This window comes from Caenibacillus caldisaponilyticus (genome assembly GCF_002003465.1).
Taxonomy (GTDB): Bacteria; Bacillota; Bacilli; order Bacillales; family Sporolactobacillaceae; genus Caenibacillus; species Caenibacillus caldisaponilyticus.
The window spans coordinates 17,936-29,717 of record NZ_BDDQ01000052.1 but is presented as its reverse complement, the minus strand read 5'-3'; the positions used below and the strand labels follow the sequence as shown (position 1 = coordinate 29,717).

At 53.9% G+C, this 11,782-nt stretch carries 15 protein-coding genes; all 15 read left to right on the top strand.

The features are described 5' to 3' along the window. The coding region (locus CCB157_RS13645) for a UPF0236 family transposase-like protein (protein ID WP_238594722.1) at nucleotides 1-475 on the top strand (475 nt) is incomplete at its 5' end. A gap of 259 nt (nucleotides 476-734) precedes the next feature. Continuing rightward, nucleotides 735-914, top strand: a complete 180-nt coding sequence (gene rpsU, locus CCB157_RS13640) for a 30S ribosomal protein S21 (protein ID WP_077616435.1) — start codon at nucleotides 735-737, stop codon at nucleotides 912-914. Nucleotides 915-926: 12 nt separating this feature from the next. Further along, on the top strand, nucleotides 927-1,370 hold the full coding sequence (locus CCB157_RS13635) for a GatB/YqeY domain-containing protein (protein WP_077616434.1): 444 nt from the start codon (nucleotides 927-929) through the stop codon (nucleotides 1,368-1,370). Between the two features lie 271 nt (nucleotides 1,371-1,641). Then, entirely contained in the window at nucleotides 1,642-2,625 is a 984-nt protein-coding gene (gene floA / locus CCB157_RS13625) for a flotillin-like protein FloA (protein ID WP_077616432.1), read from the top strand. A gap of 15 nt (nucleotides 2,626-2,640) precedes the next feature. After that, entirely contained in the window at nucleotides 2,641-3,150 is a 510-nt protein-coding gene (locus CCB157_RS13620; RefSeq protein ID WP_077616431.1) for a hypothetical protein, read from the top strand. A 171-nt stretch (nucleotides 3,151-3,321) separates the two neighbouring features. Then, nucleotides 3,322-3,606, top strand: a complete 285-nt coding sequence (gene yqfC / locus CCB157_RS13615) for a sporulation protein YqfC (RefSeq protein ID WP_077616430.1) — start codon at nucleotides 3,322-3,324, stop codon at nucleotides 3,604-3,606. 15 nt (nucleotides 3,607-3,621) lie between these two features. Next, on the top strand, nucleotides 3,622-4,851 hold the full coding sequence (yqfD, locus tag CCB157_RS13610) for a sporulation protein YqfD (protein WP_238594723.1): 1,230 nt from the start codon (nucleotides 3,622-3,624) through the stop codon (nucleotides 4,849-4,851). Between the two features lie 248 nt (nucleotides 4,852-5,099). Continuing rightward, nucleotides 5,100-6,002 carry a PhoH family protein gene (locus tag CCB157_RS13605; RefSeq protein ID WP_143287058.1) on the top strand — a complete coding sequence of 301 codons (903 nt, stop codon included), beginning with the start codon at nucleotides 5,100-5,102 and terminating at the stop codon, nucleotides 6,000-6,002. A 73-nt stretch (nucleotides 6,003-6,075) separates the two neighbouring features. Continuing rightward, nucleotides 6,076-8,250, top strand: a complete 2,175-nt coding sequence (locus CCB157_RS13600) for an HD family phosphohydrolase (RefSeq protein WP_077616427.1) — start codon at nucleotides 6,076-6,078, stop codon at nucleotides 8,248-8,250. A 141-nt stretch (nucleotides 8,251-8,391) separates the two neighbouring features. Continuing rightward, nucleotides 8,392-8,865, top strand: coding sequence for an rRNA maturation RNase YbeY (gene ybeY, locus CCB157_RS13595; protein WP_077616426.1), 474 nt, complete (start codon nucleotides 8,392-8,394; stop codon nucleotides 8,863-8,865). After that, nucleotides 8,866-9,219 carry a diacylglycerol kinase family protein gene (locus tag CCB157_RS13590; protein WP_077616425.1) on the top strand — a complete coding sequence of 118 codons (354 nt, stop codon included), beginning with the start codon at nucleotides 8,866-8,868 and terminating at the stop codon, nucleotides 9,217-9,219. Between the two features lie 25 nt (nucleotides 9,220-9,244). Beyond that, nucleotides 9,245-9,649, top strand: a complete 405-nt coding sequence (locus CCB157_RS13585; protein WP_077616424.1) for a cytidine deaminase — start codon at nucleotides 9,245-9,247, stop codon at nucleotides 9,647-9,649. Continuing rightward, nucleotides 9,642-10,544: a GTPase Era gene (gene era, locus CCB157_RS13580; RefSeq protein WP_077616423.1), complete on the top strand. Its 903-nt coding sequence runs from the start codon at nucleotides 9,642-9,644 to the stop codon at nucleotides 10,542-10,544. Before CCB157_RS13585 ends, era begins: the two co-directional genes overlap by 8 nt. A gap of 98 nt (nucleotides 10,545-10,642) precedes the next feature. After that, a complete protein-coding gene (locus CCB157_RS13575) occupies nucleotides 10,643-10,780 on the top strand; it encodes a YqzL family protein (RefSeq protein WP_077616422.1) in 138 nt (45 codons plus the stop codon). Between the two features lie 14 nt (nucleotides 10,781-10,794). Next, nucleotides 10,795-11,547, top strand: coding sequence for a DNA repair protein RecO (recO, locus tag CCB157_RS13570; protein ID WP_077616421.1), 753 nt, complete (start codon nucleotides 10,795-10,797; stop codon nucleotides 11,545-11,547). Nucleotides 11,548-11,782: the final 235 nt, after the last annotated feature.

Sequence of the window (11,782 nt, the reverse complement as noted above, 5' to 3'; positions counted from 1 at the left end):
GATCGTGGAGTTGAACAGTGCCGTGGGAACGATGGCTACACCGGAAGGCGAAACAAAGCTGGAGGCGTTCATCGCGTATATCACGAATCATAAAGAAGCGTTACGGGATTATAAAGCGTGGCTCGAAGCGCAAGGGATAGACACGCACAGGCTGTGCACGATGGGGGCTTCGGAAGGCTTGATGAGCCAATTTGCGGCTCGCCTCAAACAGGGGCGCAGTTGGAGCGCAGCCGGTGTAGAGGCGATGACCCAATGGATAATTGCCGACAAGGATCGGTTGGAGGTCAAAACGTGGTTTGGGCAATGGGTGCCGAACCGTGAAACAAACGGTTCGGGTCGTACGGCTCTAGAGACCAAAACCCGTAAAAGGCTGGCCAAGCAAATCGTAAATGATGTACGTGACAACATCCCCTATATGAAACAATCTTCAGGCACGATGATTCACCGCACTTTGAAAGGGCTGATCGGTTTTTAAATACTTGGAAAGACCTCACGCAAGAAAGCTAAGAAAATAGGAGAACGCTTTCAAACTGCATTGTACAAAAAAAGTGCCCACAAAAGCTTGACTGCATCTCGCATTCGCCTTCGGTTGACCGGCGCATGGGATTCATATATAATTGCAACGACACCGTTTACTTCGGTCAATGTGAACAACGGGTCGACTCGGGACGGGCCGTCGGTATCGATCAGGATCGTCCCTTAGCGTTCGCTTTTTGGAGGGAGGGAAACACGGCATGGCAGTTGAAACTAAGGTTCGCAAAAATGAATCGCTCGAAGATGCGCTTCGCCGCTTCAAACGTTCGGTTGCGAAATCCGGCACGCTCGCCGAGGTCAAAAAGCGCCGTCATTATGAAAAACCGAGCGTGCGCCGCAAACAAAAGTCCGAAGCCGCGCGCAGGAAGCGCAAGTATTAAAGGGGTGTTTTCATGGGGTTGTTGGATCAACTCACCCGGGACATGAAGGAAGCCATGAAACAAAAGGATAAAGACCGATTGTCCTGCATCCGGATGTTAAAGGCCTCCCTTCAAAACGAAGCGATCAAACTCGGCAAAGAACTCAGCGAGGAAGATGCGTTGAACGTTTTAACCCGGGAACTGAAACAGAGGAACGACTCCCTCCAAGAATTTAAAGACGCCGGCAGGGACGACTTGATCGAAAAGGTTCAACACGAAATTGAAATCATTAAGAGTTACATGCCCGAACCTTTGTCGGATGAAGAGTTGGAAAAACTCGTGGACGAGACGATTGCGGAAATCGGCGCATCGTCCAAATCCGACATCGGCAAGGTGATGCAACGCATCATGCCCAAAGTGAAAGGGCGCGCCGACGGCGGCAAGGTGAACCGCCTCGTCCAATCGCGCCTTCAATAAAAGCACGCCGCGGGATTTTCCCGCGGCCTTTGTTTTTGTTGCGCTTTTTGCCGATGCCGGGAAACCGGAGACGAGATGTCCGCGTCTTTAACCCATTTTGAGCAAGGCCCGTTCCAATGCTTCACGACCGTCCCTTTCTTTTTCTATTCTTATGTCAATCAATTCAAAAATGATGAAACGTTTCGCCACATAGATCGTAGTTATTGTAAAAGCGGGCGGCGGATCAACCGCCGGCTCGGCAAAAAACGTTTCATTCAAAAGGGGGACTGACATGGTCATTTCGAATACGGCGATTGCCTTGATCATCGCTGTCGTCGTCATCATTTTATTGGCGGTCTTTTTTTCATTCGTTCCCGTCATGCTTTGGATTTCCGCGCTGGCGGCCGGGGTGCGCATCAGCATTTTTACGCTCGTCGGCATGCGCTTGCGTCGCGTCGTCCCGCGCATGGTCATCAATCCGCTCATCAAGGCGGTCAAGGCCGGGCTGGATTTGAACACGAACCAACTGGAAAGCCACTATCTCGCCGGCGGCAACGTCGATCGCGTCGTCAACGCCTTGATCGCCGCCCATCGCGCCAACATCGAGTTAAGCTTTGAGCGGTGTGCGGCCATCGATCTCGCCGGGCGCAACGTCTTGGAAGCGGTGCAAATGAGCGTCAACCCCAAGGTCATTGAGACTCCGTTTATCAGCGGGGTGGCGATGGACGGCATCGAAGTGAAAGTCAAAGCGCGGATCACGGTGCGGGCGAACATCGATCGTTTGGTCGGCGGCGCCGGGGAAGAAACCGTCATCGCCCGCGTCGGGGAAGGCATCGTCTCCACGCTCGGCTCATCGAACAATCATAAGAAAGTGCTGGAAAATCCCGATTTGATATCGCGCACGGTCCTCGCCAAAGGGTTGGATTCCGGAACGGCGTTTGAGATTCTCTCCATTGATATCGCCGACGTCGACATCGGAAAAAACATCGGCGCCCACTTGCAGATCGAGCAAGCGCAGGCCGATAAAAACATCGCCCAGGCGAAGGCGGAAGAACGGCGCGCGATGGCGATCGCCAAAGAACAAGAAATGAAAGCCCAAGTTCAGGAAATGCGGGCCAAAGTCGTCGAAGCGGAAGCGCAAGTCCCGCTCGCCATGGCGGCGGCCCTCCGTGAAGGAAAAATCGGCGTCATGGATTATTTGAATTTCAACAACATCAAAGCCGATACGGACATGCGCCAGTCGGTCAGCCGATTGAATAAAGATGACGAAAACTAGGGGCGGCTGGTATATATGGGAAGCCTGATCATCTTCTTTTTGATCGCCGCGGCCTGGGTGATATTCGGCGGTCTGGCGGGACTGGATCGGAAGCGGCGAACGCCTCCAGCTCGAACTTTCTCCGCTTCGCGCAGTGATCGTTCCCCCCAAGCTTACGGTCGGCCGGTGGAGCGCCGGGAAGCGCAGGCGGAAAACCGGAAAACGGCGGCGGAGACCCGGGAAACGCCGGTTGAGAATCTGGAGACGCCAGACGAGAACCTTGAGGCGCTGGTGAACCTGCCGTTGCCGGAGGAAGGAAAGCCGGCCTTGATGGAGGACGAGGAGGCGCAACCGTTTCCTTCGCACCGCCCAAACGATTTAAGGACGACAAAACGCGAAGACAATCAAATTAACAAAAAGGGCGATGCCGTGGCGCTCACGCCGCGAAACATCGCCGCCGCGCTCCTGCTCGCGGAGTGTCTTGATCCGCCGAGGGCGCGCCGGCCCCATCCCGCCGCGCGTTTGAGCCGGGCTCGACGAGGTTGATCCTCGTCTTTTTTTGTTTCATGGGAGTCCGGCCGCGGCGAGGGAGAAAGGAGCGGCACCGGGCGGGTTTCGCCGTGTGGCGCCACGTTCTTTAACATCTCGGCACTCGGCGGTCTTGCAAGTGATAGTCCGCCATCCGGTGACATAAGTATGGGTAATGAGGTGGTGAAGGTGGCCCGGAAATGGCGAAACAAGTTACAGGAGTGGTTTGTCGCACACACCGATCTTCCGGCCGACGTCATCATGGATTTGCCGCGCGTCACGATGATCGGCCGACTCCACATTTATATCGAAAACCATAAAGGGGTGCTCACCTTTACCAAAGAAGAGCTGCGGCTCTCGATGAAAAACGGCCAAATCCTCATCAAGGGCCGGGATTTTGTTTTGAAGACGATATTGCCGGAAGAAATCTTGTTGGAAGGAACGATCCGATCGGTAGAATTCATTGACGAGTAGGGGGATTTTCACTTGATGACGTACTGGACGGAAAAGGTGTTCGGCCACGTCCGGGCGATCGTCCGCGGCCGGGTGCCCGAGGCATTTATCAACCGCTGCGTCCGCGATGACGTCAGGATCAAAGATATCCGGCGCATCGATCAAACGAGCATGGCGTTTACGCTCGCCTTGGCCGATGTCAAACGGATTCGGCCGATTTTGCGGGCGACCGACTGCCGCATCCGTTTTTTGGATCGGCGCGGCTTTCCATTTCTCATGATGCGTTTGACGTCGCGAGCCGGGATTGTCGTCGGGTGCGTCGCCGGCCTTTTCGCCTTGTTTTTGCTCTCCAACATGGTTTGGAACATCGAGATCGACGGGGCCGACCCGAAACTCGAGCAGCAGATTCGGACATCCTTAAAAAAGATGAATGTCCACGTCGGTTCGATCGAGTTCTTTCTTCCTCCGCTCGCAACGATTGAAGGCAAGCTCGCCGGCGAATTGGACGAGGCGACATGGGTCGGCGTGTCCAAAGACGGGACAACCTATCACATCGAGGTCGTGCAAAAGGAATTGCCCGAGGACAAAGAATCATTGGAACCCCGCGATCTCGTGGCCGCTAAAGAGGCGCGAATCAAAAAGATGTTCGTGGAAAAAGGGGTGGCGAAAGTGGAGACGGACACCGTCGTCTCGCCCGGGGATCTCTTGGTGTCGGGGGCGATCGGCAAAGACGGCAACCCGACGTTCGTCGCCGCAAAGGGCGAAGTGATCGGCGAAACGTGGTATCGTTCAACGACCACCGTGCCGCTTAAGATGACCTATCAGACGTTTACCGGCAAAACGTACACGAAACACCGGCTGTCGGTCTTCGGCTTTGACGTGCCCATATGGGGCTGGAAGGCGCGGCCGTTTGCGCATGCGAAACAGGAAACGGTGGAGAAACCTTTCCATTTTCTTTTTTGGGACTTGCCGATTTCATATAAAAAGGTGATCGTCCGCGCGACGGATGTCACCCATCGCCAATTAAACGAGGCGGAAGCCGTCAAAGTCGGCCGTGAAAACGCTCGTAAGGAACTTTTGAGCCAACTTCCAAAAGGCGCGAAGATCACGTTCGAATCGGTGGAACGACGCACCGTGGAAAACGGTGCCGTTTGCCTCAACCTCTTTTTTACCGTCGAGGAAAACATCGCCAAACCGCGCCCGTTCATCCCCGAACAACGAAGACAATCCTTACAGAAAAAACAGAAGGAGAAACCGGTGCCGTAAACCCCGGTTTCTCCCTTTGCTTTTCAAGACGGGCGTCCGGACGTTTCCGGCCCGAGGCGCGATGGGCCAGTGATGTCCGCCCGCCGGGTCACTTAAGAATGAACCGCGCCTTTATCATCGCTGATGGAAATTTCTTATCCGACTATGGTAAACTAAGGACAACGACAAAGGATCAAGGAGACTGAGAAAATTTGTCCGAACGCCTTTTAAATCCCATCGAACTCCGTTTGGATGACTCAAGCGACGCCATGACTTTGTTCGGGCCCGGGGATGCCCATTTAAAAGTCATCGAAGATAAATTGGACCTCACCATCGTGACGCGGGGAGGAGAAGTGGCCGTATCGGGAGATCCGAAAAAAGCTGAACTCGTCCAAGAGGTCCTTCAAGAATTATTAAAACTCGTGAAAAAAGGCATCGTGATTTCGGAGCGCGACGTCGTTTACGCGGTGCAGATGGCCGAAGAAGGCTTGCTTGACGCGCTCGATGAACTTTATAAAGAAGAGATCGCGATGAATGCCAAAGGCAAGCCGATTCGGATCAAGACCATCGGCCAGCGCCGATATGTCGAGGCGATGAAAAAGCATGATCTCGTCTTCGCCATCGGCCCGGCGGGGACGGGCAAAACTTTTCTCGCCGTCGTCATGGCGGTCACCGCTTTAAAAAAAGGCCTCATCAAGCGGATTGTCTTGACGCGGCCGGCGGTGGAAGCGGGAGAAAATCTCGGCTTTCTGCCGGGGGATTTAAAAGAAAAGGTCGACCCCTATTTGCGTCCGCTTTACGATGCGCTTCATGAAATTCTCGGTGTGGAGCATACCCTGCGCTTGATCGAGCGCGGGACGATTGAAATCGCGCCGCTTGCCTATATGAGGGGACGGACTTTGGAAGAAGCTTACGTCATTTTGGATGAGGCACAAAACACGACGCCTGAGCAGATGAAGATGTTTCTCACCCGGCTCGGTTTTGGATCGAAAATGATCATTACCGGTGACATCACCCAAGTGGACTTGCCGAAAGGAAAGGTCTCGGGGCTTGCCGTCGCGTGCGAAAAGCTCGCGAACATCAACGGCATCGCCTTCGTTTGGCTGGATCGCCTGGATGTCGTCCGCCATCCGCTCGTGCAAAAGATCATTCAAGCTTACGAAGAACAATGAGCGGTCAATCCGCTTGCCGGATCGGACGAGAAAAGGTGTGGTTCCATAAACCTTGATCAAAGGATGATCGCGGATGTCGAACGCCGGGCGCCGACGGGCGGTATGGAAAAAACTGAAGACGGACAGGTTTTCGGTTTGGACCGTCTCTTTGATCATCGCGTTGATTTTATATGCCGCGCTGATCAATACGGCGCTGCCCGGCACGGTCAATGTCAAGCTGCATGATATCGCCAAACACGACATCCAGTCGCCGATCGAGATCGTCGATAAAGAATCGACGGAAGCGCTGCGCAAACAAGCGATGGCGAATACGCCGACCTCTTATGTTTATAATAGGGATGCCGCGCTGATCCAGGTGGAAAAAGCCGACGATTTCTTCGATGTCATCGATGAATTGCGCACGGCGAGAGCGGATGCCGATTCATCCAAAGCGAAAAAAACGGCCGATTTTTCGCAACAGCTCAAAACGGCCAAGGATCGTTTGAAAGATTCGACCGCCAGAACGCTTTCCGACGACACGTTGAAAACGCTGTTGTCCGCGTCGGATCATGACGTGGCTTTAGCGCGTGATCTCACGAGTTCCGCGATTTACGAAGCCATGAGCGATAAAGTGAAATGGGCCGATCTGGAAAGCGCCCAAAATAAAGCGATCCGTTCCATACCGGCTTCGGTCGTCAGCGATGGCTTGCAGGCGGCGCTCGAAGACTTGTTGCGCGCGTTCATCGTCCCGAATTACGTGTTCGACGCGCAGGCGACGAAGCGCAGCAAGGAAGATGCGGCCCGCTCCGTCGACCCCGTCGTCATTCGCCAGGGCGAAGTGATCGTAAAAAAAGGCGAATTGATCACGCGCGACGTGCTGCACAAGCTTGAGGTCGTCGGGTTGACGCACAATCATTTTAAGGTGTTGCCGTTTTTCGGCCTTCTGATCCTCGTCGCCTTTTTAACCGCGTTTCTTGCCATGGAATTGAACCGGGCGGAGAGGGGCGGACGGGCCCCTTCCAAATTTTTATACCTTTATGCCTCGATTTTTACCGTTGCGGCGGTGCTCTTGAAGCTGGGCAGCCTGGTGAAGGTCGGCCTCATTCCCGAGGTCGGTTTCGCCATGCCGGTCGCCTCGGGCCCGCTCTTGATGACGCTGCTGTTGAACCAACGGATCGCGATCGCGACGAGCGTCGTCTTGTCCGTCGCCGGCGGTTTTATGTACGGGGACGGGGTGGCTTCATCGGACGTTTTCGATTATGCGATGGCTTTATACATCCTGGCGTCGGGCCTTGCGGGGGCCTCGATGGGGCGTGCCGCCGATGCGCGTCCGAAGTTTCTCACCGTCGGGGCGATCCTTGCGGCGACCGATGGTTTCGTCGTGCTCCTGCTTTTGCTTCTGAAAAACGGCGCGATCCACCCGCTCGACGCCGGCATCCAGCTGGGGTGCGCCGTGCTGTCGGCTTTTTTGTCGACGGTGTTGGCCGTCGGTTTGATGCCGTTTTTTGAAGCGGTTTTCGGCATTTTGTCGCCGATGAAACTGATCGAGCTGTCCAATCCGAATCATCCGCTTTTGAGAAAAATTTTGTTGGAAGCGCCGGGAACGTACCACCACAGCCTGATGGTCGCCAATCTCGCCGAACGGGCTTGCGAAGCGATCGGGGCCAATGGATTGTTGGCGCGCGTCGCCGCGTATTATCACGACATCGGCAAGACGAAGCGGCCGCAATATTTCATTGAAAATCAAATGCACGGCGTCAATCCCCACGATAAATTATCGCCGCAGTTGAGCAAAAAGGTCATCATCGCTCATCCCTATGACGGGGCCGACATGCTGCGCGCGCACAAAATGCCGAAAGAAATCGTGGAGATCGCCGAAAGCCATCACGGCACGACATTGTTAAAATATTTTTACCAAAAGGCGAAGGAAATGCAGGGCGATGTCGTCCAGGAGACCGACTTCCGTTATCCGGGGCCTAAGGTGAAGTCCAAAGAAGCGGCCGTCGTCGAGCTGGCCGACAGCGTCGAAGCGGCCGTGCGCGCCATGAAACACCCGACGCCCGAAAAGATTGAGCAGACCGTTCAAGCGATCTTCAACGACCGCTTGCAGGACGGCCAATTCGACGAATGCGATTTGACAATGCGGGAATGGCATGAAATCAAACGCGCCATCTGCGAAACGCTGAACGGCGTTTTTCATTCCCGCATCGAATACCCGGAGGAACTTGGCCGCGAGAAAAACAAAAAACGCGAAGCTCGGCTGAACTGAAGCGCGTGAGGCGGAAAGCGCTTCGGCCGCCGGTTGCTTATTTTGGATATCGCCGCGCCGTTCGGCAGGCGTTCGCCCGCTCTTGTCACATCGTTTCATGAACTTAAACCGAAACCATGTCAACAGTTTGGAGGTTGCACGATGCCACTTGAGATCGATTGGCGGGACGAAAACACCGGGTTGTCCGATGAACAAATCCGCGAATTGGAAAAATTGTTGTCTTTTGCCGCGGACAAGCTGAACGTCGGCGACGCCGAACTGTCCCTGTCATTTGTGGACAACGAAACGATCCGAAAAATCAACGCGCAATACCGCAATAAGGACCAGGTGACGGACGTCATTTCCTTCGCCCTTGAGGAAAAAGTCGAAGGGGAAGCGGAGATCGTCGGCGTTCCGATCCCCCGAATGCTCGGCGATATCATCGTCTCTGTTCCGAAAGCGCGCGAGCAGGCCGAGGCGTACGGCCATTCTTTTGAACGCGAACTCGGCTTTCTCGTCGTGCACGGGTTGCTTCATCTGTTGGGTTACGACCATCAGACGCCCGCGGAAGAGAAAGAAATGTTTTCGTTGCAAGAAGAGATTTTGACAGCGTTTGGCTTGCCGAGGTCGAAGTAAATGCGAGGCGTCCGACGGTTTCTTCGCCGCTTGCAGGCGGCCTTTTCAGGCATTTTTGCGGCTTTTCGCTCGGAAACCCATTTAAAAATTCACGCGGCGGCCGCTTGCGCCGTGATCGCCGCCGGTGTTTGGCTTCGGATTTCCCGCGGCGATTGGGTCGTGTTATTGCTCACGATCGCGGTCGTCATCGCTTTGGAACTCGTCAATACGGCGATCGAACGGACCGTCGATCTCGTCATGAAAGAGCGGCATCCGCTGGCCAAACAAGCGAAAGACACCGCCGCGGGAGCGGTTTTGGTGATGGCGATGGCCAGCGTGATCATCGGCATTTTGATCTTTACTAAATATCTTTAAATAAAATAGAAAGCGTGGGATCGAATTGGACAAACAACGGTTGCTTGATTTGGCCAAAGAAGCGCGCAAAGACGCCTATGTTCCGTATTCTCATTTTCCTGTCGGTGCCGCGCTTTTGGCAAAAAGCGGAAAGGTGTACACGGGCGTGAATATCGAGAACGCCGCTTTTTCCGCGGGAAACTGCGCGGAACGGACGGCGATCTTTAAAGCCTATTCGGAAGGCGACAAGGAATACGTCGCGTTGGCGGTGGCGGCCGATTCCTACCGCCCGGTGCCACCGTGCGGCACTTGCCGCCAAGTGCTTGCGGAATTGTGTTCTCCGGATATGCCCGTTTATTTGACGAATCTCAAAGGGGATGTATTGGAAACGACGGTCGGTCAGCTCCTTCCGGGCGCATTCAAAGGGGAGGATATGACGAACCATGGCTGAAGCGTTCAAATCCGGTTTCGTCGCGCTCGTCGGCCGGCCGAATGTCGGCAAATCGACATTGCTCAACCATATCATCGGCCAGAAGATTGCCATCATGAGCAATAAACCGCAAACGACGCGCAACCGGATCCAAGGGGTTTACACGACCGACAATGTCCAAATCGTTTTCATTGATACGCCGGGGATACACAAGCCGAAGCATAAGCTTGGCGAATACATGACGAACGTGGCGATGGCGACGCTCAACGAAGTGGATCTCGTCCTTTTCATGGTCGACGCCAAGGAAGGCCTCGGCCGGGGCGATCAATTCATCATGGAACATTTAAAAGCGTGCAAGTCGCCGGTCTTTCTCATCGTCAATAAAATCGACCTCGTCCACCCGGACGAACTGTTGCCGTTGATCGATCAATACCGTCAATCGTATCCTTTCCAAGAAGTCATTCCTGTCTCGGCGCTTCAAGGCAACAATGTGCATACGATGATGGAGCAGATCATCGCGTATTTGAAACCCGGTCCGAAATATTATCCTGACGACCAAATCACCGACCACCCGGAGCAATTCATCATCGCCGAAATCATTCGTGAAAAGATCCTGCACCTGACGGAAGAGGAAGTGCCGCATTCGATCGCGGTTGCCATCGAGAACATTGCTAAACGTCCGGAAGGCCACATCATCGACATTCATGCGGCCATCATCGTCGAACGCCCGTCGCAAAAAGGCATCATCATCGGAAAAGGCGGTCGGATGCTGAAGGAAATCGGTTCGCGCGCCCGCCGTGAAATCGAAGCGCTGCTCGGTTCGAAAGTTTTCTTGGACCTGTGGGTGAAGGTCGAGAAAAATTGGCGTGACCGGGCCAACATGCTCCATTATTTCGGCTATTCCGAGGATCGATGACGGCCGTCGAGAAGGATTAACAAAATTTCCTTATCATGATTTGGCCGAGACGTGGGATTCTATTTTTAGAGCGTCAAGCATGAAAGGTGGCAGGATTCATGTTAGACTTTACTTGGAAAGTCTTTTGCATGACCGGGAACATCGACACCTATCTACTGTATAAAGAATTGGAACGCGGGAATGACGATTGGACGGCTCGGGAAGAAGAGGGATATCATGATCAACCGGCGCACTGAGGCGGGGGAATGCCGTGTTAAACCAAGCGGAAGGCATCGTCATCCGAACGACGGATTACGGGGAAACGAATAAGATCATCACTTTGTTCACACGGGAGTATGGCAAGATCGGCCTGATGGCGAGAGGAGCAAAAAAACCAAGGAGCAAGCTGGCGGGCGCCGCTCAGCCGTTGACATACGGCCATTACCTATTTACAAAAGGCAAGGGGCTCGGAAACCTTTATCAAGCGGATCCGGAAAACCCGTTCAAGTTCATTAAATCCGACATTTATAAAATGGCCTACGCTTCCTATATCGTTGATCTGGTTGATAAAATGGCCGCGCAAGATGCGCGCAATCCTTATTTGTTTGAACTCGTCCTGGAGATTTTGCGCGACATCGACGAGGGGATTCATCCCCAAGTGCTCAGCTTTATCTTCGAAGTTAAAATTCTGCCGCTCCTCGGGATCGATCCCGAACTGGATCGCTGCGCGAGATGCGGGGACGAGCGCGGCCCCTTTCAATTTTCCGTGTCCGCAGGAGGATTCCTCTGCTCCCGGTGCGCTTCCGGAGATGAACGGGCGATCTCCATTGCGCCGGCGACGGCAAAACTGTTGCGGCTTTTCAAGCATTTGGACGTTCGTCGCATCGGCCGGATCAATCTTAAAGAGCAGACGATCCATGAGATCAAAAAAGTGCTTGACGCTTATTATGACGCTTATTCCGGCCTTCATCTGAAAACGAAGGCTTTTATTGAACAATTGGAAACCATGAAACCGGAACCTTGATGCCCTCGCTTTGTGAATGAAAGCGGGGTTTTCGCGCGTCTTTGGTTCCCTTTCAGATGCGCGTGAAGGCAAATTTCAAGAAAAAACGGTCGATCCCAGCCCTTGGCCGCGGGCGGATGGCTTCGATCACCGGTCCCACGGAGCGGCGATGAAGGGCGATGCAACGGAGTACATAAGCCGGGTGGTTTGAGCTATACAATTTTAAATGTTGACTTAAACTTAAAGGAAGGAAACT